The organism is Bradyrhizobium australafricanum (assembly GCF_020329495.1).
Lineage (GTDB): Bacteria > Pseudomonadota > Alphaproteobacteria > Rhizobiales > Xanthobacteraceae > Bradyrhizobium > Bradyrhizobium australafricanum.
Map to the genome: position 1 here is coordinate 1 of NZ_JAGKJL010000090.1, position 25247 is coordinate 25247.

Annotated in this window: 20 protein-coding genes and 1 pseudogene; 5 read left to right on the top strand and 16 right to left on the bottom strand. The window is 63.8% G+C overall.

The window, feature by feature from the left end; genetic code table 11:
• Window positions 1-189, top strand: a 189-nt coding sequence (locus tag J6525_RS42050; RefSeq protein ID WP_170991852.1) for an ATP-binding protein, incomplete at its 5' end; no start/stop codon positions are given.
• A 467-nt stretch (window positions 190-656) separates the two neighbouring features.
• Here the strand turns inward: J6525_RS42050 and J6525_RS42055 are convergent.
• Window positions 657-1009 (bottom strand): annotated as a pseudogene (locus J6525_RS42055) (DUF2200 domain-containing protein).
• A 311-nt stretch (window positions 1010-1320) separates the two neighbouring features.
• Here J6525_RS42055 and J6525_RS42060 point away from each other — a divergent pair.
• Window positions 1321-2274 (top strand): MBL fold metallo-hydrolase, encoded by a 954-nt coding sequence (locus J6525_RS42060; RefSeq protein ID WP_092090555.1) that lies wholly within the window; start codon window positions 1321-1323, stop codon window positions 2272-2274.
• 530 nt (window positions 2275-2804) lie between these two features.
• On the opposite strand, the gene dapD is transcribed toward J6525_RS42060, so the two are convergent.
• From dapD to J6525_RS42080, 4 genes are all read right to left on the bottom strand, one after another.
• Window positions 2805-3776, bottom strand: coding sequence for a 2,3,4,5-tetrahydropyridine-2,6-dicarboxylate N-succinyltransferase (gene dapD, locus J6525_RS42065; RefSeq protein ID WP_225649063.1), 972 nt, complete (start codon window positions 3774-3776; stop codon window positions 2805-2807).
• 238 nt (window positions 3777-4014) lie between these two features.
• The gene (gene fdhF, locus J6525_RS42070; RefSeq protein ID WP_376708645.1) at window positions 4015-6801 is read right to left on the bottom strand and encodes a formate dehydrogenase subunit alpha; all 2787 of its coding nucleotides are present in this window, start codon (window positions 6799-6801) and stop codon (window positions 4015-4017) included.
• 36 nt (window positions 6802-6837) lie between these two features.
• Window positions 6838-8550 (bottom strand): NADH-ubiquinone oxidoreductase-F iron-sulfur binding region domain-containing protein, encoded by a 1713-nt coding sequence (locus J6525_RS42075; protein ID WP_225649064.1) that lies wholly within the window; start codon window positions 8548-8550, stop codon window positions 6838-6840.
• 207 nt (window positions 8551-8757) lie between these two features.
• Window positions 8758-10011, bottom strand: coding sequence for a molybdopterin molybdotransferase MoeA (locus J6525_RS42080; protein WP_225649065.1), 1254 nt, complete (start codon window positions 10009-10011; stop codon window positions 8758-8760).
• A 184-nt stretch (window positions 10012-10195) separates the two neighbouring features.
• On the opposite strand from J6525_RS42080, the gene J6525_RS42085 reads away from it, so the two are divergent.
• Together J6525_RS42085 and mobA are read left to right on the top strand one after the other, a co-directional pair.
• Window positions 10196-11080: a formate dehydrogenase accessory sulfurtransferase FdhD gene (locus J6525_RS42085; RefSeq protein ID WP_092090326.1), complete on the top strand. Its 885-nt coding sequence runs from the start codon at window positions 10196-10198 to the stop codon at window positions 11078-11080.
• The gene (gene mobA / locus J6525_RS42090; protein ID WP_225649066.1) at window positions 11073-11705 is read left to right on the top strand and encodes a molybdenum cofactor guanylyltransferase MobA; all 633 of its coding nucleotides are present in this window, start codon (window positions 11073-11075) and stop codon (window positions 11703-11705) included. The genes J6525_RS42085 and mobA overlap by 8 nt, the downstream gene beginning before the upstream one ends.
• A 15-nt stretch (window positions 11706-11720) precedes the next feature.
• Here the strand turns inward: mobA and J6525_RS42095 are convergent, their stop codons facing one another.
• The 11 genes from J6525_RS42095 to J6525_RS42145 form a co-directional block, all read right to left on the bottom strand.
• On the bottom strand, window positions 11721-12359 hold the full coding sequence (locus tag J6525_RS42095; RefSeq protein ID WP_225649067.1) for an HD domain-containing protein: 639 nt from the start codon (window positions 12357-12359) through the stop codon (window positions 11721-11723).
• A gap of 280 nt (window positions 12360-12639) precedes the next feature.
• The gene (locus J6525_RS42100) at window positions 12640-14265 is read right to left on the bottom strand and encodes a hypothetical protein (protein ID WP_225649068.1); all 1626 of its coding nucleotides are present in this window, start codon (window positions 14263-14265) and stop codon (window positions 12640-12642) included.
• A gap of 228 nt (window positions 14266-14493) precedes the next feature.
• On the bottom strand, window positions 14494-15483 hold the full coding sequence (locus tag J6525_RS42105) for a LysR family transcriptional regulator (protein WP_050385465.1): 990 nt from the start codon (window positions 15481-15483) through the stop codon (window positions 14494-14496).
• 318 nt (window positions 15484-15801) lie between these two features.
• A complete protein-coding gene (locus J6525_RS42110) occupies window positions 15802-17361 on the bottom strand; it encodes a 2-isopropylmalate synthase (protein ID WP_038383406.1) in 1560 nt (519 codons plus the stop codon).
• 409 nt (window positions 17362-17770) lie between these two features.
• Window positions 17771-18784: a phosphatase PAP2 family protein gene (locus J6525_RS42115; protein ID WP_225649069.1), complete on the bottom strand. Its 1014-nt coding sequence runs from the start codon at window positions 18782-18784 to the stop codon at window positions 17771-17773.
• 92 nt (window positions 18785-18876) lie between these two features.
• On the bottom strand, window positions 18877-19818 hold the full coding sequence (locus J6525_RS42120; RefSeq protein ID WP_225649070.1) for a polyphosphate kinase 2 family protein: 942 nt from the start codon (window positions 19816-19818) through the stop codon (window positions 18877-18879).
• On the bottom strand, window positions 19784-20794 hold the full coding sequence (locus J6525_RS42125; RefSeq protein ID WP_225649071.1) for a branched-chain amino acid ABC transporter permease: 1011 nt from the start codon (window positions 20792-20794) through the stop codon (window positions 19784-19786). The genes J6525_RS42120 and J6525_RS42125 overlap by 35 nt, the downstream gene beginning before the upstream one ends.
• Entirely contained in the window at window positions 20791-21672 is an 882-nt protein-coding gene (locus tag J6525_RS42130) for a branched-chain amino acid ABC transporter permease (protein ID WP_057015074.1), read from the bottom strand. Before J6525_RS42130 ends, J6525_RS42125 begins: the two co-directional genes overlap by 4 nt.
• A gap of 183 nt (window positions 21673-21855) precedes the next feature.
• Complete coding sequence (locus J6525_RS42135) at window positions 21856-22560, bottom strand: ABC transporter ATP-binding protein (protein WP_225649072.1); 705 nt, start codon at window positions 22558-22560, stop codon at window positions 21856-21858.
• 4 nt (window positions 22561-22564) lie between these two features.
• The gene (locus J6525_RS42140) at window positions 22565-23338 is read right to left on the bottom strand and encodes an ABC transporter ATP-binding protein (protein WP_050385458.1); all 774 of its coding nucleotides are present in this window, start codon (window positions 23336-23338) and stop codon (window positions 22565-22567) included.
• A gap of 22 nt (window positions 23339-23360) precedes the next feature.
• Complete coding sequence (locus J6525_RS42145; RefSeq protein ID WP_225649073.1) at window positions 23361-24671, bottom strand: ABC transporter substrate-binding protein; 1311 nt, start codon at window positions 24669-24671, stop codon at window positions 23361-23363.
• Between the two features lie 359 nt (window positions 24672-25030).
• Here J6525_RS42145 and J6525_RS42150 point away from each other — a divergent pair.
• Window positions 25031-25247, top strand: a 217-nt coding sequence (locus J6525_RS42150; protein WP_225644397.1) for a transposase, incomplete at its 3' end; no start/stop codon positions are given.

Sequence of the window (25247 nt, forward strand, 5' to 3'; positions counted from 1 at the left end):
TTGATTACCGCTCAGCTGCCCGTTGCCCAATGGCACGACATGATCGGCGAGCCAACCATCGCAGATGCTATCCTCGACCGGATCATCCACAACTCCCACCGTATCGCCCTCGAAGGCGACAGCATGCGAAGGAAAAAAGCCGCGCGCCCCTTGACCGACGTCGAAAACAGCGAAACGAATACCAACTGACTTCAACAACCAGGCAACCAAAAGCCAGCGCCGCCACGCTGTCCGCGATTTAGCGAAACTGCTGTCCGTCAGTTAGCGAAACCGCTGTCCCGTTTTTGCGAAATACGCACTTGGTTGTCACCGTCTTCGCAACGCGCACTGCGCAATCGGAAAAGACACCTGCCGCTAGGGCGTCAGGACCACACGACTTCACCGTCCGCCTCATGCACGTTCGTCAACTGCGCAATCGGCGTCCACCGCATCTCGACCCACGTTCGTGACGACCGCGAAGCGCCCCTCGTGTCGGGTGAGACGGGCAGACCATACACCGAGCCACGCTTCGGATAAAGCGAAATATTTTGCTGCGAAGGCTTGCGCCGTCGGGCAACTCAGTGGTAGCGGCCCTCCCCGGTCCTTTCGTCATTGCGGGCGACGCACCAGCGTCCGGTGTCGCCTCGCCGAGCGAACGGAATCCGGTCGATCAGGCGTCATTCCCTCCGCAGGATTTTATCCATGGCCTTTCCACGCGCCAGCTCATCGATCAGTTTATCCAAGTAACGAATTTCCCGCATGGTCGGCTCTTTGATTTCCTCAACCCGACACCGCACACCATGCCCTTGATCAAGGCCCGCGAAGGATTCATTTCAGGCGCCTTTGCGAAGAACGTTTCGAAGTCGGTTTGTTTTTCCAACTGAGCTTCCAGCTCCTTCGAACCGTAGCCGGTCAACCAGGAGATCACCTGATCAACCTCCGCTTTGGTGCGTCCCTTCTTCTCCGCCTTCGCGACATAGAGCGGGTAAACGCTTGCGAAGCTCGTTGTATAGATCCGATGCTTGGCCATGAATTGCTCCGAACGTTCGTATTCCCGGGTCTCGACGAGGAAATATTAGTCCTGGGTTGAACCGGCTTCGCCAATCCGAAGTGTCGCATGTGGCTAGGGGCATGGCGATGGCCTGCTGCCTCCCGTTTCGTCCCCAGCGCTCGCGTGCGGCGGCGCGCATGCGTTGGCAGCAATCGCTCTACAGCGACGGCAACCGCTCTGGGGCGGCGCCCCACCCGATCCGTTAGATCACCACCATGTCCAATCCACGGGCGGAAACAATGCGGCCCGCCGGGATCGAACATCAGGATCGAACGCAGGAGTTTTCAACGATGAACCAGATGATCCGCAATACCCAGGAGACAAGCATGAACCTCGACAATGTCTCGCACGCCGGTCAGCCGGGGCCAAACGAGTTGGTGCCATCGCGCTACGCGCTGAAGATCGGCGAGATCGACGTGCTGGTCGTCAGCGACGGGGTGCTGCCGCTGCCGACCAAGATGCTGGCGCACAATGCCGAGCCGGCCGTCCGCGCGGCCTGGCTGGACGACATGTTCCTGCCGCCGGACGCGTTCGACTGGGCGCTGAACGTGGTCGTGGTGCGAAGCGGCGGGAAAACCATCCTCGTCGACGCCGGGCTGGGGTCGGACCCGGACCTGCACCTGCCGAAGGCCGGGCAGACGGTCAAGCGACTGGAGGCGGCCGGCATCGATCTTGGGTCCGTGACCGACGTGGTGCTGACCCACATGCACATGGACCACGTTGGCGGGCTGCTCGTCGAGGGCGTGAAGGAGCGGCTGCGCCCGGACCTGCGGATCCATGTGGCGGCTGCCGAGGTCAAGTTCTGGGAGGCGCCCGATTTCTCCCGCGTCTCGATGCCGCCGGGTTTCCCCGACGCGCTTCGTGCGACGGCCAAGCGGTTCAGGAAGGAATACCAGAGCCAGCTGCGGCTGTTCGACGAGGAGCACGAGGTGGCGCCCGGAGTGGTCGTCCGTCGCAGCGGCGGCCACACTCCCGGCCACAGCGTCGTTCGTCTGGCGTCCGGCGGCGACCGGCTGACATTCGCCGGTGACCTCGTGTTCGCGGTCGGGTTCGAGCACCCCGAATGGCACAATGGCTTCGAACACGATCCCGAAGAGGCGGCCCGCGCCCGGATCAGTCTGTTGCGGGAACTGGCGGCGAACCGCGAGTTGCTGGTTGCCACGCATATGCCGTTCCCGTCTGTCGGACATGTCGCGGTCGAGGGTGACGCCTTCCGTTGGGTGCCGGTGTTCTGGGACTACTGAGACCTTGTCGAGTTAGAGCCGAACCGGGGCGCGTACTCATATCGATCATGGGGGCGGGCTCCGGCTTCCGCGCGGCCCTTCTGAGCAAAGGTCGGCTACGGGCCCACAAGCTGTCATTCAAGCCGGTCGAGAGCGAATTAGCTTGCCTTGCTTTGAGTCCTTTTGCACTCTCAGGCAAAGGAGGCCGATGCATGAAGATAATGACCGTCGCGTGCGCTCTCGGAGCGGCCCTCGTGCTGTGCAACCTCGGGACGTCTGGTGCTGAAGCCCGGGCGCGGAAGGCACAAGTCGTTCATGAACCAAGGAGGGTCATTATCCCGACGCCCGTGATAAGGCCAACTCCGTGGGACTATTATATTGTTCCACGATATCAATATCGCCCTGAAGACGACCGGGTCGATCCATACGCCCCGCCCCTGGTGTCGTCGTGGCGCCTCTATGAGGCGTGGCGGTGGCCATACTGGTGGTGAACAGCGATCGCGCCAAACAGATCACATTCCGAGTGGTGATCGTCCCCTGACGGACGGGGACTAGCTGTGAAGTTGCACGTTGAGGCCGTCCCAATTTGGCGTACGCTTGGCTGCCTCAAGAGCGCCGCTCTGGGAATTCCGACGAAAAAGCAGGCCCTTCTGGCCCGAGAGTTCTTTGGCTTTCAGGACTCGGCCATCTTCCAAAAGGATGCGCGCGCCTGCCGTGACATAACAGCCCGCTTCGACGATACAATCGTCACCCAATGAAATGCCGATACCGGCGTTGGCTCCGATCAGGCAGCGCTCACCGACTGTAATCCTCTCTTTCCCTCCTCCGGACAGAGTGCCCATGATCGACGCTCCGCCACCAACGTCGCTGCCGCTTCCGACAACCACACCGGCGCTGATCCGGCCTTCGACCATGCAGGGACCGAGCGTACCCGCGTTAAAATTGCAAAAGCCTTCATGCATGACGGTCGTGCCCGGGGCCAAGTGGGCTCCGAGCCTTACGCGATCCGCATCTGCAATTCTCACGTCTGCGGGCGTCACATAGTCAGTCATGCGGGGAAATTTATCCACGCCTGTCACCTCGAACGCGAGGGCACGCTTTCGTGCCTCCATTCGCGCGTCCGGTACACGAGAGCACTCACAGGGACCGAGGGTCGTCCAGGCGACGTTAGGTAAGAGACCGAAAACTCCCTCGAGGTTCAGGCAATTCGGCTGGACGAGCCGGTGGCTCAGCAGATGGAGTCGAAGATACGCGTCGTGCACGTCAGTCGGTGCAGATGCAAGGGAGCCAATTTCTGTGCGGATTGGAACGATGTCGACATTGCGAATGTCGTCGTGTCGCGCATATCCGTCCGCCGACTCGCCCAACGATCTGGTGATCTCGTCGCTCGCCAGCCGCACCGTTGCCGTCTTGTCGGCCTCCGCGACCAGGCGCAGCTGAAGAAACCAGGAATCCAGCACGCGCCCATCAGCGGCAATCGTCGCAAATCCCTCGCCTCTCGCGCCCCTCAGCTCCATCGTCATCTGAATTTCTCACACTGCGATCCTGCACGTCATGCATACGCGAGTTCTCGTGGAATTGGCAACTTCCGGACTCTCAAACCCGTCCACTTTGGGGCAAAGGGCGACACAAGTCCGCGCCGCAGCGACGCCCCGCTCTTACGCTCTGAGCGGACGTCGATCGACGGTGCTTGCGGTGCCGTGTCGGGCGAGCGAGTAACCGGGTCGGCCGGCTCGCCCTTCACGCTTTCGTCCGGGACCGCTACTCCGCCGCGGTCCGGATATCGATCTTCTCGGCGCGGACGGCGCAGAACTTGAACTCCGGAATCTTGCCGAACGGATCGAGCGCCGGGTTGGTCAACAGGTTCGCCGCCGCCTCCGCGTAGCAGAACGGCATGAAGACCATGTTCTCGGGCACGTCGCGGTCGGCACGCACCTTGACCTCGACCGCGCCGCGGCGCGTCTCGAGACGGATGAAGTCGCCGGGCGCGAGTCCCTTCTTGTGCATGTCCTTCGGGGTCATGAACGCGACCGCTTCGGGCTCGATCTGGTCGAGCACCTGGGCACGGCGCGTCATCGAGCCGGTGTGCCAATGTTCGAGCACGCGGCCGGTCGACAGCACCATCGGGTACTCGTCGTCGGGCAGTTCATCAGGCGGGATCACCTTGGCCGGCACGATCTTGCCGCGGCCGCTTTCGGTCGGGAAGCCGGTGGTGAAGATGATCTCGTTGCCGGGCTTGTCGGGATCGTCGACCGGATAGGTCACCGCGCCCTCGCGCACCAGGCGGTCCCAGCTGATGTTCTTCAGTGACGGCATCAACTCGGCCATCTCGGTGAAGACCTCGCCCGGCCCCGCATAGTTCCAGGGCAGTCCCATCCGCTTGCCGATCTCTTGGATGATCCAGAGATCCTGCCTTGCATCGCCCGGCGGCTTGATCACCTCGCGCGCCAGCTGCACGCGGCGGTCGGTATTGGTGAAGGAGCCGGACTTTTCGGCGAACGCCGAGGCCGGCAGGATGACGTCGGCGTGGAACGCGGTCTCTGTGACGAACAGATCCTGCACGACGAGATGATCGAGCTTGGCCAGCGCCTCGCGCGCGTGCTGCAGGTCGGGATCGGACATCGCGGGATTCTCGCCCTCGACATACATGCCGTGGATTTCGCCGGCGTGGATCGCATTCATGATCTCGACCACGGTCAGGCCGCGCACCGGATCGAGCTCCTGCCCCCAGAGTTTCTCGAAGGCGCCGCGCATATCGTCGCGGCCGACCGGCTGGTAGTCCGGAAGGAACATCGGGATCAGGCCGGCGTCGGAGGCGCCCTGCACGTTGTTCTGCCCGCGCAGCGGATGGAGCCCGGTGCCGGGGCGGCCGACCTGGCCGGTGATCAGCGCGAGCGCGATCAGGCAGCGCGCATTGTCGGTGCCGTGGACATGCTGGCTGATGCCCATGCCCCAGAAGATGATCGACGATTTGGCGCGGGCATAGGCGCGCGCGACCTCGCGCAGCGTCTCCGCCGGAATGCCGCAGATCTGGGACATGCGCTCCGGCGTGAACTCCTGGATCTTCGCCTTCAGCTCGTCATAGCCCTCGGTATAGCCGGCGATGTACTGCTCGTCGGTCAGGCCTTCGGTGATGATCGTGTGGATCATCGCGTTCAGCATCGCGACGTCGCTGCCCGGTTTGAATTGCAGGTGCTCGGTGGCGTGGCGCGACAGCGTCTGCCGGCGCGGGTCCATCACATAGAGCTTGGCGCCGCGCTTGGCGGCGTTCTTGATGTAGGTGGCGGCGACCGGATGGTTCACGGTCGGATTGGCGCCGATCACCCAGATCACCTCGGCGTCGGCCGCGGCCGCGAACGGCGCCGACACCGCGCCTGAGCTCAATCCCTCGAACAGCGCCGCCACCGACGAGGCGTGACACAGCCGCGTGCAGTGATCGACATTGTTGGAACCGAAGCCGGTGCGCACCAGCTTCTGGAACAGATAGGCTTCCTCGTTCGAGCCCTTGGCCGAGCCGAAGCCGGCGAGCGCCTTGGCGCCCTTCTCGTCGCGGATCGTGCGCAAGCCCGCAGCGGCGAGATCGAGCGCCTCCTCCCATGTCGCTTCGCGGAAATGCGTGTAGGGATTGGCCGGATCGACCTGGTCGTTGGCATCCTTCTTGACGCCGGGCAGCCGCACCAGCGGCTTGGTCAGGCGATTGGGGTGATGGATGTAGTCGAAGCCGAAGCGGCCCTTGACGCAGAGCCGGTTGTGATTGGCGGGACCATCGCGGCCTTCCGCGTAGATCACCTTCTCGTCCTTGACCTGGTAGGTGACCTGGCAGCCGACGCCGCAATACGGACACAGCGAATCCACCTCCTTGTCCGGATAGGTGACGCGGGTCTGCTTGTCGTCGAGCATGACCGCCGGCATCAGCGCGCCGGTCGGACAGGCCTGCACGCACTCGCCGCAGGCGACGCAGGTCGATTCGCCCATCGGATCGTCGAAGTCGAACACGATCTTGGCGTCGTGGTTGCGGTAGGCCATGCCGATCACGTCGTTGACCTGCACCTCGCGGCACGCGCGCACGCAGAGGCCGCACTGGATGCAGGCGTCGAGATTGACGCTCATCGCCGGATGGCTGGTGTCGGCGTGCCAGCGTTCAGTCGCGGGAAAGCGGCTTTCGGTCACACCGGTCTTCTCGGCCCAGTGCCAGAATTTCGAGTCCGGATCGTGCGAAGTCTCGCGCGCCGGCTGGTCCGCCACCAGCAGCTCCATCACCATCTTCTGCGCCGCAACGGCGCGCTGGCTGGCCGACTTCACCTTCATGCCGACCGTCGGCGTCCGCTTGCAGGACGCCGCCAGCACGCGCTCGCCTTCGATTTCGACCATGCAGGCGCGGCAGTTGCCGTCCGGCCTGTAATCCGGCGCGGGCGAATAGCACAGATGCGGGATCTCGGTGCCCTGGCGCTTGGCGACCTGCCAGATCGTCTCGCCGGCCCGCGCCTCAACCTGCTGGCCGTCGAGCTCGAACTGAATCGTCAGGCCTGAGTTCTGATTGTTGCTCATTCAAATCCTCGTCGAAATTCGTCTGCTCGGCCTCGCCTACTCGGCGGCTTGCTGCGGACGAAAGCCGTCCGGAAAATATTTGATCACGGAGGTCAGCGGATTGGAGGCCGCCTGACCGAGGCCACAGATCGACGCATCGCGCATCGCCTGGCTCAATTGGTCGAGCAGTTCCTTGTTCCAGACCGGCTGCTGCATCAACAGTGCCGCCTTCTCGGTTCCGGCGCGGCACGGCGTGCACTGCCCGCAGCTCTCGTCCTCGAAGAACTTCATCAGGTTCAGCGCGGCGTCCCTGACGTCATCGGCCTGCGAAAGCACGACCACGGCGGCGGAGCCGATGAAGCAGCCATATTTCTCCAGCGTGCCGAAATCGAGCGGGATGTCGTCCATCGACGCCGGCAGGATGCCGCCGGATGCACCGCCCGGCAGATAGGCCTGCAAGGTATGGCCATCGGCCATGCCACCGCAGAACTCGTCGATCAACTCGCGCAGCGTGATGCCGGCGGGAGCGAGCTTGACGCCGGGATTTTTGACGCGTCCCGACACCGAGAAGCTGCGCAGGCCGTGGCGCTCGTTGCGGCCGTGGCTCTTCCACCAGTCGGCGCCCTTCTCGACGATGTCGCGCACCCACCACAACGTCTCGATGTTGTTGATCAGCGTCGGCAGGCCGAACAGCCCGACCTGGAACGGATATGGCGGCTTGTGCCGCGGCAGGCCGCGCTTGCCCTCGATCGATTCCAGCAGCGAGGATTCCTCGCCGCAGATATAGGCGCCGGCGCCGCGCCGCAGATGCAGCGTCGGACCGCCCGGTGGGAGCTTCGCGATCTCGCGCGCGAGGATGTCGCGGCAGGCCGGGTACTCGTCGCGGATATAGATGTAGACTTCGGGCGCCTCGACCACGTGGGCGCCGATCAGCATGCCCTCGAGGAAGCGATGCGGATCGGTCTCGAGATAATAGCGGTCCTTGAACGTGCCGGGCTCGCCCTCGTCGCCGTTCACCGCCATCAAGCGCGGACCGGGTTCGCCGAGCACCGCGCGCCACTTGCGGCCGGTCGGAAAACCGGCGCCGCCGAGGCCGCGCAGCGACGCATCGTCGAGCGCCTTCAGCAGGTCTTCGCGCGGCAGCTCGCCCGAGCGCAGGCGCCCCAGCAGCTGGTATCCGCCGCCCGCCACATAGGCGTCGTAGTCGACATATGGCGGAAGGTGCACATGGGTGTCGCCGCTCTTCGCCGCCGCCAGCACATTGGTGACGGTCGCATGATCGACGAAGTTGTGGCCGACCTCGGCAGCGGGCGCGGTGTCGCAGCGGCCGACGCACGGTGCGCGCACGACGCGGATGCCGGGGCCGGCGCGGTTCTGCAGATCCTTCAACAGCTGTTCGCCGCCGAGCATCGCGCAGGTCAGCGAATCGCAGACACGTACAGTGAGCGGCGCGATGTCAGCCTCGCCTTCCTTCACGATGTCGAAATGCGCGTAGAAGGTGGCGGTCTCGAACACTTCGGCGAATGACAGCTTCATCTCGTCGGCGAGCGCGGCAAGATGCGCCGCCGAGATCTGATGGTATTTGTCCTGGATCAGATGCAGATACTCGATCAGGAGGTCGCGCCGCCTCGGACGATCGCCGAGCAGCGTCTCGATCTCATGGGCGGCCACGGGGTCGACCTGGCGTCCCTTGGGCGTGGCCTTCGCTCGCTTTCTGCCCTGTCCGGGATGCTCGAACGCACGAACCTTGTGAACGTCGTCTCGACTCATGAAGCCTCGCCTTGGGAACCACGCTTTGCGCGAATTGCACTGCTTCGACGAACTCTATTCTCTGGTATGCCAGAGGCAAGCAGTTTTAGAACGCCTCTAGCAGCGTCGGGTTGCCGCGTAGGCCATTGTTTATGTTTGCCTATCGGGCGATCTGATTTTGCTATCGCGCACCCGTCGCGCTGCGCCGTCTCGACCGCGTTTCAGCTCTCACAGCAGGTCGGCGTAGCCGAGAAAGCCGACGGCATCGCCAGGTTCAACCCGCACCACGGACTCGCCGAGTTCGACCAGCCCATCGGTCTCGATCAGCGACGACAGCAGGCCGGCTCCTTCGCGAGGAAACTTGGTCGCTTCCAGCGCACCGTCCGCCGCCTGTCGCAGCGAGACGCGGACATATTCGCGCCGCCCGCTCTTCTTCTTGTAGCTGAAGGCCGCCCGCACCGGCATCGGCAGCAAGGGGGACGGCACAGCGCCCGATAGCGCCAGCACGGTCGGCCGCACGACATGGACGAAGGTCACGAAGCTCGCCACCGGATTGCCGGGCAAGCCGATCAGCGGGGTGCCGTCGATGATTCCCATCGCCACCGGGCGGCCAGGCTTGATCGCCATCCGCCACAGCACCAGCGAGCCCGCCTGCTCGATGCCGGCCCTGACGTGGTCCTCTTCGCCGGTCGATACCCCGCCCGTGGTCAGGATCAGGTCGTAGCGTCGCGCGACCTGCTTGAGCGCCGCGGCAAGCTCGGCCCGCTCGTCGCGCAGGATGCCGAGATCGCCGACCTCGCAACCAAGCCGCCGCAACATCGCCATCAGCATGAAGCGGTTGGAATCGAACAGTTGCGCTTCGGTGCGCGCGCTGCCGGGCGCGGCCAGTTCGTCGCCGGTCGAGAACACCCCGACGCGAAGCCGACGCACCACATCGAGCGTGGTGAGCCCGAAGGCCGCGGCGACCGCGATATCCTGCGGGCGCAGCCGCCGGCCCGCCGCCAGCGCGACATGGCCGCGCGGAATGTCTTCGCCGCTGGGGCGCACATTGGCGCCGACCTTCAGGCCGGACGGCAGGATCACACGCCCGGAATCGTCGATCCGCACGTCTTCCTGCATGAACACGGTGTCGGTGCCATCGGGCATCGGCGCGCCGGTGAAGATCCGCACCGCTTGGCCCGCCTGCGCCGGCTGCGCCGACGCGCCCGCCTGCACCCGTCCGGCAACGGGAAACGCGCGCTCGCCGCTCGCCGGCAGGTCCGCGCCGGATACCGCGTAGCCGTCGACGGCGGAATTCTTGAACGGCGGCAGCGCAAGCGGCGCGACAATGTCGCCGGCCAGGATGCGTCCGTCCGCATCCACCAGGGCAACGGCTTCGGTCTCGCCGACCGGCTTGACCCGCGCGGCGATGATCGCGACGGCCTCATCGACCGACATCATCGGTCCGCCGAATGCGAAGCAGTCGTCCGAAAGCTGCGCCATGATCTCCCTCAGTCCTCGCCATCGACAAGATTTGTTCGACCCGGATCGCGAACTGCGGCGTTATCCTTAAAGCCGGACCGATCGATGGCAGTTCCCGCGACGCGGCGGAGAGTCGCCAGTCAGTCTCCGAACGTGCTTATATCCCCAGCTGCGATGCCATGTGAACCCATCTGGACGTCAAGCAGTGCCCGAGAAAACCACAGCTCCCATCATTGTTCCTGATCCGGACGATCCACGCCTGACGGAGCGCGTGGTCGGCGTCGATCAGACCGGCACGCGGACCGAGATCAAGGTGCCGGTCGAGCGGCCGCTGACGCTGTACCTCAACGCGCAGGAGATCGTCACGATGATGACGATCAACGACTATCCCGAATACCTCGCGCTCGGCTACCTCTTGAACCAGAACATGCTCAAATACGACGACGTCGTCACCGAGGTCGAATATGACGACGATCTCGACGTCGTCGTGGTGCGCACCGCGCACCACACCAATTTCGAGGCCAAGTTGAAGAAGCGCACCCAGACCTCGGGCTGCGCCCAGGGCACGGCGTTCGGCGACCTGCTCGAAGCCGTCGAGAAGGTGGCGCTGCCGAAGGCCGAACTGCGGACCTCCTGGCTCTACCGGATGACGCACACCATCAACACGATGCCCTCGCTCTATCTGGAAGCCGGCGCCATTCACGGCTGCGTGCTGTGCAAGGAGGCGACGCCGGTGTGCTACACCGAGGACGTCGGCCGGCATAATGCCGTCGACAAGATCGCGGGCTGGATCTATCGGCACAATGTCGATCCCGCCGACAAAATTCTCTACACCACAGGGCGGCTGACCTCGGAGATGGTGATCAAGACGGTGCGGATGGGGATCCCTATCCTGGTCTCGCGCTCCGGATTCACGGCGTGGGGCGTCGATTTGGCGCGGCAGGTCGGATTGACGCTGGTCGGGCGCGCCCGCGGCAAGCGCTTCATCGCGCTGTCGGGCGAGGAGCGGATCGTCTACGACCAGAACCTCGACTATGTCGAAGAGGAATCGATGCGTCACAAGCGCAAGGGCGAGACCGACAATGACTGACATTCCGGGGACTGCCGTCCCGGGCGTGCTGCTCGCAGGCGGGCTCGCGCGCCGGATGGGCGGCGGCGACAAGCCGATGCGCAAGATCGCGGGCCGCACCATTCTGCAGCGGGTGATCGACCGTCTCGCTCCGCAATGCAGTGGTCTGATCATCAACGCCAATGGCGACCCGGCGCGCTTCGCCGCGTTCGGCCTTCCAGTCGTCGCCGACGATGTCGCCGACAATCCCGGTCCCCTCGCCGGCATCCTGGCCGCGCTCGACTGGACCGCCGCCAACCGGCCGGATGCGAAATGGGTGCTCAGCGCCGCGGGCGACTGTCCGTTTCTGCCGCGCGATCTCGTCACGCGCCTCGAACAAGCGCGTCGAGCGCAGAATGCCGAGCTCGCGGTCGCTTCATCCGGCGGGCAGACGCATCCTGTCATCGGCCTCTGGAGCGTCCGCTTGCGGAACGAGTTGCGCAAGGCGCTTGTCGTCGAGGACGTGCGCAAGATCGACCGCTGGACCGCGCGCTATCCGCTCGCAACGGTCGAGTGGCCGACCGAGCCGCTGGATCCGTTCTTCAATGCCAATACCGTCGAGGACATCGCGGAAGCCGATCGCCTCGCCGCGCTCGACGGCGGATAACGTCCGCCGCCCCACTCAGCTCGGCCACGGCGTGTTGCGGATCCGGGTGCAGGCGTTCGGCCTGTGAAATGTGGGATCGCGCTCCGCGACGAAGTCGAAATTGACGGTGCCGAACGTGGTCTGCGGCTTCTTCAGGGCCGAGCAGGTCTGAACCTCGATGAACTCGTTCTTGAAGTCGCCGCGGGGCAACGCGGCAAGGACGCCGTCGCGCTGCTCGGCGGTGTAGTCATCGTATCCGACGCCGACGGCATCGACCAATACGCCCGCATTGGTGAGCGCGATCTCCGGCCGCATGTATTGCGGGATGCCGGGCGTGGTGTGCAAGGCGATCGCTTCCCACACCAGGTCCGCTTTGGGCTCGGCGATGCCGTGGCTCCTGAGAAATTTGCGCGCCGCATCGGCGCCGTCGACTTCAAACCGTTTTGTCTCGGTATAAAAATGATCGACAAGGCCGAGATCATGAAACAGCGCCGCAACATAAAGCAGTTCAGCGTCGAATTTCAGATTTTGCCTGGCGCCCTTGAGCGCGCCGAACACAAACACGCGGACCGAGTGGTTGAACAACATCTCGGTCTCATATTGCCGCACCAACTCGGCGGCCTCCCGCGCGATCTTGCTGTCCGGGATTCGAATGCCGGAAATCGTGTCCGCCATCATCGCACTCCTGCCCTGTGTAGCGTCCCGGATGCATGCACTGGACGGCCAATGGCGTCACGATTCATGCGCGCCGGCACTCCGCTGCAGTGAATCGCACCCCACTACCTAACCCGCGAAGCGGCAACCGGAAGGCCCCTGCCGCATGAAGATTCTGCAGGGAGACCGTGAGGCTGGTGCAATACGGAAAGCGCGATCGGGTTCAGCCGATCGTGCCTCGCCTGATCCAGCCGAAGCCTGACCGGAAGCAGCCGGCACAGGCTCCGCTGGGTCGTGGCGATCAGTGCCCCGCGGCGATCCGGGTCGGGCCGCAGACGTCGTCCTGCGCGTTGTTGCCGCCGTCGTGGCCGCGGCCGTTGTCCTTCATCCGCCCATGATCGCCATCGCAATTGACGGGAGCGAACGACACGCCGCGATAGACCATGCCGAACGCCGGCGGCACAACGACGTTAAAAGCTTCGTTCGCCGGAAGCGTTGTCGCCGCAACCCTGTCCGTGATGGTGACGACTTGATTCGGATCGGCGCCGGGCTCGACCGAGTTGCCCACGGTCGACGTCACCGCGAAAATCGTCGCGGTGCCGTCGCGGTTGACGCGGCCCGTGATATTGCGCAGGCCGCCGGTTGCCGGATCGGTCGGATAGCCGTTGACATGATAGAGCGTGCCGAGGTTCAGGCCCTTTTGCAGCGTGTAGACAAGGCTCCAGCTGCCGTTGACATAGATCCATTTCTGAAGGCCTGCGGTCGGTGACGTGGCGGCGTCGGCGAGATTGCCGTCACCTTCCTGGGCGACATAAAGCGTCGTCGCGTCGGCGAACCAGATGCCAAACGGATAGAAGCCGTTCGCGCCCGAGTTCGCCGAGGGATTGTTCGGGAAACCCGGAAGAATGTTGAACGCCGTCGAGGCGGCGGTCTCGCGGGTCGGCAGCACGCCCGGCTGGCCGACCTGATAGACGGTGTTGATGCCGTTGCTGCCGCTGCCTTTGGTCACGTAAAGCGTGTTGTCGGAGATCGCGAGACCGCGGAAATTATCGTCCTTGCCGGACTTGTCGGCGGCAAAGCCAAGCTGGGCAACCGAGAAGCCGAACTGGAAGCCATTCTTGCTGCCGGGCGTGCCCTGCTGCACGCCAACCACGGCGTCGGAACCATCGACACCGGGCGTCGCAAGTTGAACGCCGGTGTCGTTGACGACGAGCACCGGCTGGGTGCCGCTGCCGTTGCCGGCGTTGCCGACCGTGAAATACTGGTCGGCCTGGGTGCCATTGACCTTGTTGGCGCGGATCGCGCCGCGGCCATTGTCGCCGCTATAGACATTGACCTTGGTCCGGTGCAGCGAGCCGTCGAAATCCAGCTCCGCGACCACGCGCGCATGCACACCGGTGTCCGGATTGGTCGGGTCGACGTGGTTCGGCGAATTGGAGTTGGAAACGTCCAGCTGGTTCACCGCCGCGTCGTAGCCCATGAACGTCACGGCCTTGCCGTCGGGCGACAAATGCAGCGACAGTTCAGACTTGGAGCTGAAGCTCGTCACGGCCACGTCCGCCGGGACGGTCAGCGCGCCGATTTCGCGCAGCCGACGGCCTTCCAGATGAAATTTCTTGATCACCACCGGCGCAGTCACGCCGAAGTTCGAATCGACGGCCACGTTGTTGAAGGCCCCCGGATAGCTGCCGTCGGCCACAGCCGTCGCGCCGGTCGGCAGCGTCTGGCCTACGGTGACGGTCGATGGGTTGCCCGCGTAGACCGCGGTGCTGACCAGCAATTCGTGCGGATTGCCCGCGGTCTGGGACAGAGCCGGATGGACCGCAAAAAGCACCGGTGAGAGCGCCGTACCCGCGATCAGGCGCCGGACAATGGCGCGGCGAAATGTTTCCGGAGTTGTTTGCGATTTGGCGATTGATTTGAACATGCGAAGACCCCCCATTCTTTGAAAATTGGAATGGGTTTCCTCATACCGGGCCGATCGCAACACTCGTGTGACAGATCGCCGCAGCTCGTGTTCACGTTCCGGAAATCGCGCAGCTCGCGTGCCCGCCGATGTGGGAGACGCTAAAGGACGATGAGATCGGGTCGGATCGTGGTCGCCTTGGCTCATCGTTCGAGCATGATCGCCGCGCAAACGCTTCGCGTTGATCGCTTAGCTGGCCCGTCCGCCAACCCGGCCGACCCGATCCGTTTCGATCGCCCGCAGATAGTCCAGCATCAGACGGCTGGTTGCCGACAGATGCGCGGTGTCGCGGACCACGATCTTCAGCTCGCGCCGTCCCCAATCGTCGCGCAGCGGGATCGCGCGAAGGCCCATGCCGGCGCCGACCACCTCGAAGGCGCGGTCGGGGATCAGCCCGAGCCCCATATTGGCCTGCACCATGCGGCAGACCGCATCGAAGCCGGGTACATTGATGCGCAGCCGCATCGCCTTGCCGGCTTGCGTCGCCGCATATTGCGAGCGCAGATAGATCGAGCTCGCGGTGTGCAAGCCGATATGGTCGAAATCGAGCGTCTCGGTGAACAGCAATGTCTCGCGGCCGGCCAGCCGATGGTCGGCGCGCATCACCACCACCAGATTGTCGTAGCGATAATGGAAGGCCTCGAGCGCGCGGCTGTCGGCCTCGGCGGAGCAGATGCCGATCTCGGCCGCGCCCTCCTCGATGCCGCGCACCACCTGCCCGCTCGGCCGCTCCTGCAGATCGACGCGGAGCAATTCATGCGCGGCGAAGAAGGCGGAGAGATCCTCGGGCAGGTATTGCACGATCGCTGAGAGGTTGGCGAGCATGCGGACATGGCCGCGCACGCCTTGCGAATATTCCGACAGCTCGACCGCGATCTTCTCGACATTGAGCAGCGTCACCCGGGCGTGGTGCAGCAGCGCCTCGCCGGCCGGCGTCAGCGCCATGCCCTTGGCGAGCCGCTTGAACAGCGTGACGCCGAACGCCAGCTCGAAATCGTTCATCCGCTTCGACACCGCCGACGCCGCGATCCCCTCGCGCTGCGCGGCGCGGGTGAGGTTCTGCTCGTCGCAGACCGCAACGAACAGGCGAAGCGTTGTCAGGTCGACCCGGCGGGTCAGCGCGGTCTCCGCCGGCGTGGCGGCGCGCGGAAGGTCTGTCACGATGGAGGAGATCGGCATGGACGGCGTTCCCCAGGAAAGAACGCAGCGTAGCGCTGGAGATGGCGCGGAAGATTCCAAAGCAGTGCGGGATGGAGCGGAATATTGGTAAATGATTCCAACGGTAACCGGAATGATCTAATTTTATTCCAATCTGGCCAACTACCGCCGTCATTGCGAGGCGCGAAGCGACGAAGCAATCCATGTATCAGGAATCGGAGAGATGGATTGCTTCGCTACGCTCGCAATGACGGAGGACTCTCGCTCTAGATCTGCACGCCCGAACGAAAAACGCGGCGCCGGGACGCCGCGTTTCAACCTGTCGGTCGACCGCGCTCGTCAGCCCGCAGCCTTGGCCGGGACGTCGCGTTGGCGCTTCATCACGATCTTGTTCAGCGCGCCGAGATAGGCCTTTGCGGAGGCGACCAGCGTGTCCGGATCGGCGGCGCGGGCGGTCATCGAGCGACCTTCATGGGCCAGACGCACCGAGACTTCGGCCTGCGCGTCGGTGCCTTCGGTCACCGCGTGCACCTGATAGAGTTCCAGCTTGGCCTCGTGCGGCACCAGGCGCTTGATGCAGTTGAAGACGGCATCGACCGGGCCGTTGCCCTCGGCCTCCTCGATCTTGATCTGGCCATCGACATCGAGCTTCATGGTCGCGCGCTGCGGGCCATGGGTGCCGGCGATCACGGTCAGCGAGGTCAGCTTGATGCGGTCGTGCGCGGCCGCCATCTCCTGGTCGACCAGCGCCTCGATGTCCTCGTCGTAGATGTCCTTCTTGCGGTCGGCCAATGCCTTCATCCGCGTAAAGGCATCCTCCAGCTGGTTGGCGCCGAGCTTGTAGCCCATCTCTTCCAGCTTGTGGATGAAGGCGTGGCGGCCGGAATGCTTGCCGAGCACCAGCGAGGACTGCTTCAGACCGACCATCTCGGGCCGCATGATCTCGTAGGTCGAGGCGTCCTTCAGCACGCCGTCCTGATGGATGCCGCTCTCATGCGCGAACGCATTACGGCCGACGATCGCCTTGTTGTACTGCACCGGGAACGAGGTAGCCGCGGACACCACCTTCGAGGCGCGGGTGAGCTGCGTGGTGTCGATCTTGTTCCAGAACGGAAACTTGTCGTTCCGCACATTGATCGCCATCACGATCTCTTCCAGCGCGGCATTGCCGGCGCGCTCGCCGATACCGTTGACGGTGCACTCGACCTGCCGCGCGCCACCGACGACGCCGGCCAGCGAGTTCGCGACCGCCATGCCGAGGTCGTTGTGGCAATGCACCGAGAAGATCGCCTTGTCGGAGTTCGGCACGCGCTCGATCAGCGTGCGCATGAAGTGGGTGTATTCCTCCGGCACCGTGTAGCCGACGGTGTCGGGGATGTTCACCGTGGTGGCACCGGCCTTGATCACCGCTTCGACGATCCGGCACAGATAGTCCATCTCGCTGCGGGTGCCGTCCTCGGCCGACCATTCGACGTCGTCGATCTGGTTGCGGGCGCGGGCGACCATCGCGACCGAGGTCTCGATGACTTCCTCGGGGGTCTTGTTTAACTTCACCCGCATGTGCAGCGGCGAGGTCGCGATCACGGTGTGGACGCGGCCGCGGCGGGCGAACTTCACGGCTTCGGCGCAGCGGTCGATGTCGGCCGGATGGGCACGGGACAGGCCCGCGATGACCGAGTTCTTGGAGCGGCGGGCGATCTCGCTGACCGCCTGGAAATCGCCTTCCGAGGTGATCGGGAAGCCGGCCTCGATGACGTCGACGCCCATGTCGTCCAGGAGTTCGGCGACCTCGAGCTTCTCCTCGAAGGTCATGGTGGCGCCGGGGCACTGCTCGCCGTCGCGCAAGGTGGTGTCGAAAATGATGACGCGGTCCTTCTCGGACTTGTTCGCGGTGGCCATGTCAGAAATTCCTTTAAGCTTTGCGCCCGTCATGTTGCTCCTTGAGCAATTACCTGGGCGATATCAGGGTTCGGTGATCTCGTACAAACCCCTGAGTGCCCAGGCGCAAACGCCCAGCCGGCCCTCAGGGGCAGGTAAGAAGAAGGCCGCCAATAAGCAGGGTGGGCGCTGCGGCAGGGATCGTGGCGGTAGCCTGGGCCACCTCCCCCGAAATCCCATAAATTTGGCCGCGAATCAGCATTGCCAGACCCTGTTGAGCGCCAAAATTCTCGGGCAAAACCATTGACGGTTGGTTGCCGGGACGCGCTGTGCGCCGTCGTTCTAGACGATTATGGCAAGCTGCCGCAATGGGTAAAGATGGTCAGTTGGGTTGACCTATCGTTGCCGCATGGCTGGGGCGCGATCGCCCTCACCTGACTTCCGCCCGGGGCTCAGCTCGTTGCACCGCGGGTATCATCGCCCATGCTCCTCGCCGGACCACAGCCACGTGCCGCAGCATCCAGGTGTGAAGCCAACCAGCGAGGATCACGGACACGATCGTGATCACCAGACCGCCGATCAGGTCCGCGACGTAGTGACCGCCGACGATCGGCGTTGCCAGGATCATGCCCAGATTGACGAGCGTCATCGGGATGCGCAGCCAGCGGATGTTCCAGCTTGCCCAGATCAGGATCAGGGCTGCCGCGCAATGGAAGCTAGGAAACGCGATCAGTCCCTTGCCCTGGAAATTGCGCAGGCTTCTGAGGCTTCCTTCGCGAATCCGGATCAGCTCATCGATCCAGCCGTCGGACGACAGCGGCAAATTCCGGAACGAGGATATCTCGGTATCGCTGAGATGCAGATGGGTCCACGCCGTGGTGGCCGGAACCAGGGCAAAAATCCCAATCGTCAGCAGCAGTGATATGATCGCCGCCAGGATGAATTTCTCAAGCGTCTTGACATCCTTCTTGATGGCCAGCGCCAGGATCACAACATTTGGCAGATAAAAAATCGAGTTATAGAATTCGCTCACGATGCGGACCATCGTGTCCGAGCCCGCGAAGAACCCCGCATAAGCTCTCCAATCATATCCGATCAGCTGATCAGCACGCAGCAATTGGTCGTCGATCAAGGGACGGCTGACTGTCGCGGCGGCATAGGTCAACATCGTCGCGGCGATCGCAACCACCAGATTCTGCGACCAGCAGTTTATGAACAATTGGACGAATTGGATTCGCAGTCCCTTTGTCACGAGGTAGGCGCTGAGCAAGATCGCTGCCATCCCGCCATAGCCGGCCCAATTGACATCGACGTGCCGGAATCCGGACCAATGGAAGGCAGCAAAGCAACCAGCCAGGAACAGCAGGACAGGCGCCCATAGCACGCCCCTCAGCGCGTCATCGTTCGGGTTGTGACTGCCTGTCGCTAAATCTGTGGTTGCCATACCCCCATGTTGCGTCAATTCATTAAGATTGCCTTGCGAGCGGCCGGTACGCGCTGGGAATATCCGCATGCGACAAACATGGGACGCGGCGCCTACTTCTTTGCAGACGTCTTCTCACCCGCGCCGCCCTTGCCTTCCGCCTCCAGCGCCGCGCGGACGCGCTTGAATTCGCTTAAGTCGGCCTTGTCGACTTCAGGGAATTTCAGGTCGAGCCCGTCGAGGGCGTTGACGATGGTCGAGCCGATCAAGACGCGGGCGAACCATTTGTGGTCGGCGGGCACGATGTGCCAGGGCGCCTCTTTGGTTGCGGTGTGATGGATCATGTCCTGATAGGCGGCCTGATATTTGGCCCACAGCTTGCGCTCGGCGACGTCGGCCATCGAGAACTTCCAGTTCTTGGCCGGCTCCTCGAGCCGGTCGAGGAAACGCTGGCGCTGCTCCTCCTTGGAGACGTTGAGGAAGAATTTCAGGATCACGGTGCCGTTGCGCGACAGATAGCGCTCGATCGCCGCAATGTCATCGAAGCGTTCGTGCCAGATGTTCTTAGTCACCAGCTTCTTCGGGATCTTCTGCTTGTCGAGCACCTCCGGATGCACCCGCACCACCAGGCACTCCTCGTAATAGGAGCGGTTGAAGATGCCGATGCGGCCGCGCTCCGGCAGCGCGATCATGGCGCGCCACATGAAGTCGTGGTCGAGCTCCCTGGTCGAGGGCTGCTTGAAGGAGGAAACCTCGCAGCCCTGCGGATTGACGCCCTCGAACACGCTCTTGATCGCGGAATCCTTGCCGGCGGCATCCATGCCCTGGAAGATTAGTAGCAGCGACCAGCGGTCCTGGGCGTAGAGCTTCTCCTGGAAGTCGTTGAGCCGCTTGCGGTTGGCCTCGATGATCTTGCCGCCGGCGTCCTTGTCGATGCCGCCCTTCTCGGCGGTCGGATACGATTTGAGGTGAAATTCGCCCGACCCGTCGAAGCGGAACGGCGCGACGAAGGGCTTCAGTTCATCGGCGAGCGATGGGGACGGTTTGTTGCTCATGGCTTCTCGACGGCTTGCGTGGCGATTTGATCCGGTCGATCACGCTACCAAGAATGCCCTTGGGCAGGAAGATGATGAACAACACCAGCAGTACGCCATAGACCAGATTGTCCCAGCCGACCGCCTTGGTGCCGAAAGAGATCCGCAGCACCTCGGCCAGCACGATGGTGATGACGGCGCCGACCGTCGGTCCCAGCGCGACATAGACGCCGCCGACGATCGCCGCGAACACCATCTGCAAGGAGACCGCGATGCCGCTCACCGTGTCGGGCGAGATGAACATCTGGTATTGGCAGTAGAGCGCACCCGACAGCGCGGTCATCAGCGCGCTGATCAGGGTGATCTTGAGCTTCTCGGCGGTGACGTTGACGCCGGCCGCGGCGGCGGCATCCTCGTCCTCCGAGATCGCCTCCATGGCATGGCGGATCATGCTGCGATCGATCGCGCGCCAGATCACGAGGCCTAAGACCCAGACCGCGAGCGCGATCAGATACCAGGTGGTCTTGTCGTCGAATTGCAGCGCGAGCAGCCCCTTGCCGCTCGGGGCGCGCTGCGGGGTGTAGCCGAGCGAGCCGCCGGTATAGTCGCGGGTCGCGGTGATGACCTGCAGCACGATGCCCGACAGCGCCAGTGTCACCAGCACGAAATAGTGCCCGGTGATGCGGAAGCGGAAGCAGGGATAGGCGACGACGAGCGCGAGCACGCCGGCGGTCGCCATGCTGACGGGAATGCCGATCCAGGGCGACACGCCCAGATGGTTCCACAGCAGCGCGGTGACATAGGCGCCGATGCCCATGAAGCCGCCATGGCCGAGCGAGACCAGGCCGAAGCGCCCCATGATCGACCACGAGGTGTAGGCGAACGACCAGATCAGGATCAGCACCAGCACGTGCAGATGATAGGGATCGCGATGCACGAAGGGCACCGCGACGAGCGCGATCAGCGCGATGATCCAGCCGGCGGCTTGCCTGTTCACGAGCGCCTCGCCAGGAGGCCCGCGGGCCGGATGAACATCATGACGATGAAGAAGGCAAAGGCCAGCACGTAACCCCATTCGAGATCGGAGAACAGGCCGCCGAGCGAGATGATCTCGGCGAACACGAAGGCCGCGATGAAGCCGCCGATGAAATTGCCGAGCCCGCCGAGCACGCAGATCAGGAAGGTGATCGGCCCGAACGACAGGCCGACGAACGGATGCACGTCATATTGCAGCACCAGGAGGCAGGCGGCGAGGCCGGCAAGCCCGCCGCCGATCGCCGAGGTGACGAGATAGATGCGCTTGGGGTCGACGCCCATCAGCGGCATGATCTGGCGGTCCTGCGCGATGGCACGGATCGCGGTGCCGGTGAAGGTGCGGGTCAGGAACAGATAAACGCCGATCATGCCGAGCAGCGCGGCAGCGAACGACAGCAATCGCGCGTAGCTGAAATTCATCTCGCCGAGCGCGAGCACCGGCAGGCGGATGCCGAGATTGCGGAAGTCGATGCCGAAGGCGACGGTGGCAAAGCTCTGCAGGATGAACAGCACGCCGCCGGTGGCGAGCAGCTGGTTGATCGGCGGCGCGGTCAGGAGCGGGGCGATCACGAAGAAATGCAGCGCGGCGCCGAGCAGCGCCACCAGCAGGATCACCAGCGGCGCGGCGGCCCAGTATGGCAGGCCGTAATACTGCACGAGATAGTACATGCCGTACATGCCGATCATGACGAGTTCGGCGTAGCAGATCCAGGTGACGTCGATGACGCCGAAGATCAAATTGAGCCCGAGCGCAAGCAGCGCCAGCACGCCGCCGAGCAGGATGCCGTTGATGACGGCCTCCAGCAGGTAGATGTCGAAGATGTCGAGGAAGGATTGCATGGTGGCTCTGCCCCTAGACCGTAACGTCACTCGTTCCCGTCATCCTGAGGAGCCGCGAAGCGGCGTCTCGAAGGATGTACGGCCCGGCTGGTGGCCGTCGATCCTTCGAGACGCGGCTAACGCCGCTCCTCAGGATGACGGGAAACGGGGTGAGCACGCTTGCCAGATGTGATGTCATCATCCTCACACCCCGAGATACGCCTGCTTGATGGTGTCGCTCGCCGCGAGCTCCGCCGCTGCCCCGGCGGCGCGGATGCTGCCGGCTTCCAGCAGATAGGCGCGGTCGACCACGCGCAACACCTGCTGCACGTTCTGCTCGACGATCAGCACCGTAAGCCCGCTTGAGCGGATGCGCTTGACGAGCTCGAACACCTGCTGCACCACGACCGGCGCGAGGCCGGCCGACGGCTCGTCGAGCAGCAGCAGTTTCGGGTTCGACATCAGCGCACGACCGATCGCGCACATCTGCTGCTCGCCGCCCGACATCGTGCCGGCCATCTGGTGCTGGCGCTCCTTCATGCGCGGAAACAGCTCGAACACGAAGTCCAGCCGCTCGGCGTAATGCGCGCGCGCACCCGCCATGTAGGCGCCCATCTTCAGGTTGTCGGCGACGGTGAGCCGGGGAAACAACCGGCGATTTTCCGGCACATGCGCGATCCCGAGGCTGACGATGCGATGCGGGGGCGTCGCGATGACGTTCACGCCTTCCATCGCGATCATGCCCCTGATCGGTCGGATCAACCCGGAGATCACCCGCATCAAGGTGGTCTTGCCGGCGCCGTTCGGGCCGATCACGCCGACCGCTTCGCCCGCCTTGACGTCGAGGCTGACGTCGAACAGCGCCTGGAAGCTGCCATAGCCCGCGTCGATCGATTTCAATTCCAGCATGCGCTCACGCCCCGATCCGGCGCCGCGCCTGGGCTGCGGCCGCGGCTGCGAGGCTCGCATCCGCATCGGTGCCGAGATAGACCTCGATCACTCTTGCGTCGCCGGCGACATCGGCCGGCAGGCCCTCGGCGATCTTCTCGCCGTGATCGAGCACCATCACGCGATCGACGACGCGCATCAATACGCCCATGATGTGCTCGACCCAGATGATGGTGATGCCGAGTTCGTCGCGGATCCGGCGCAGCATGTCGGCGGCCTGGTCCATTTCGGCCTCGTCGAGGCCGCCAAGGCTCTCATCCGCGAGCAACAGCTTCGGGCCGGTGGCGAGCGCCTTGGCGAGCTCGAGCTTCTTCAGGCCCGCGGCGCCCAGGCCCTCGACGCTGGCGTGACGATCGGTCGGCAGCCCGACCATCGCGAGCGCCCGCTCGGCCGCCTCCTCGGCCTTGCCGCGGCTGTGGCGGCCCTGGCCGTAGAAGCCGGCGAGCACGACGTTCTCGAAGATGCTGAGGCGATGGAACGGCCGCGGGATCTGGAAGGTTCGGCCGATGCCACGGTTGATGATCCGGTGCGGGGCGAGCCCCGCGATCTCGTGACCGTCGAACAGGATCGAGCCGGAGGTCGGCGGCAAGGTGCCCGAGAGCATGTTGAAGATCGTGCTCTTGCCCGAGCCGTTCGGGCCGATCAGGCCGAGGATCTCGCCCTGCTCGACGCGGAACGACACGTTGTTGACGGCACGAAAGCCGCCAAACCGCTTGACCAGGCCTTCGACGGCGAGCACGGCAGTTCCCTTCGCGAGCGAGCTATTTGTAGCTGTAGGTGGTGCCGGCCGGCAGCGGCAGCTCGGTCTCGCGCTGCATCTGGCTCTTCGGCCACACCACATAGGATTTGTCGTCGATATATTGCAGCACCACTGGGAACGAGCGCGCGTTCTGCCCGGCATACTGCTCTCCCTCGCCGTAGAACTTCACGCCATAGCCGAGCATGGTGCCGCCCTCGGGTATGTCGGTGTCGAGCGCGGCCTTGCGCAGCGCATCCGGATCGACGCCGCCATACTTCTTGATCGCGCGCGGCAAGACGTCGTCGAGGAAGACATAGGCGTTGGCCGCGCCGATGCCGACATGGGCGGAACGGATCGGCACGCCGGGCTTCAGCCGGTCAAACTCCTCGCCGACCATATTGATGACCGGCGGCAGCTTGGGATCCATGTTCTTCTGGTTGGCAAGCCAGATCGAAATCGGGTCGGTGTTGAAGAGATAGTTGGCGTCGGTGCCGAGCCCTTCCTTCAGCTTTTCGTAGACGCCGTAGCCCGCGCCATGGCCGACGATGGCGCCGAACTTCAATCCCTGCTCGCGGGCCTGGCGGAACAGCAGGGTAATGTCCGGATTGTAGCCGGTATGGAAGATCACGTCGGGCTTGGCGCGCTTCAGCTTGGTCACCAGCGCCGACAAATCGGGCGCGGTTGCCGAATAGCCCTCCTTGAGCACGATGTTGAAGCCGGCCTTCTTGGCGCCGGCCTCATTGCCCTTGGAGACGTCGACGCCATAGGCGCCGTCCTCATGGATGATCGCGACGCGGAGATCCTTCGGCTCCTTGCCGAACTTGGACATCGAGTAGTGCGCGATGAAGTCGGTCGTCATCATGCCGTACTGGTTGCCGGCGGCCTGCGGACGGAACACGTATTTGTAATTCTTGCCGTCGAACACGCCCGAGGAAATGCAGGTCGTGATCCACATGAACTTCTTCATCTGCTCGACCCGCGCCGACACCGGCACGCATTGCGCCGAGGAGAAGAAGCCCATCACCATGTCGACCTTTTCCTGCTCGAGCAGGCGGACGGCCTCGTTGATCGCGATGTCGGGCTTGCTCTGCGCGTCGGCATAGACTGCCTCGACCTTGTAACCCTCGACGCCGGTCTTGGCGTAATGGTCGAGCATGATCTTGACGCCGGTGTATTGCAGCTCGGAGCCGCCGCCGGCCAGCGGGCCGGTCAAATCGAAGATCACGCCGATCTTGATCTTCTTGTCCTGCGCATGCGCTGCATTGGCCACACCAAGCGCCGCAAGCGCGACAGATAGACCCGCAAGCCAGCGGGCAGCCCTCCTGACCGGCATGAATCCCTCCCCAGAGATTGTGCACTGCATTTTTTGTTGTCGTGCCGCCCCCTATCACAGGGGGAGCGGCCGATGATGTCAAGCGCGATGGCTGCGTCCGCACCGCGCAGGCTTGCGCAAAGTTTCGGCGGAGCGGTACCGACGCGCAGCGCTCCGGCGTGCGCTTGACGGCGGCAATTTATCCGCGCGGCCGTTCCATGCCGGCCCGTTTGATTGCCGTGAGCAAAATATCGCTGTCCGAGACAAGAAAATCGATCAGGCGCTTGGCGGCTTCCGGCGCTAGGACCGATCGACATTCAGGATTCCCAAGCGGTTTGATCGCTGATTCATAGAGTTCCGTGATTCGAGACACGGAGCAGATGGTGGCGGCGAAACGATATGAGCTGACGGAGGCGCAATGGGCGAGGATTGCGCCACTGCTGCCGGGGAAAGCTGGCGACCCGGGACGTACGGCTGCGGACAATCGACTGTTCGTCAACGGATGTTTGTGGGTTTTGCGATCGGGCGCACACTGGAGCGACCTGCCGGAACGGTACGGCAAGTGGAAAACGGTGCATCAGCGCTTCAGCCGCTGGT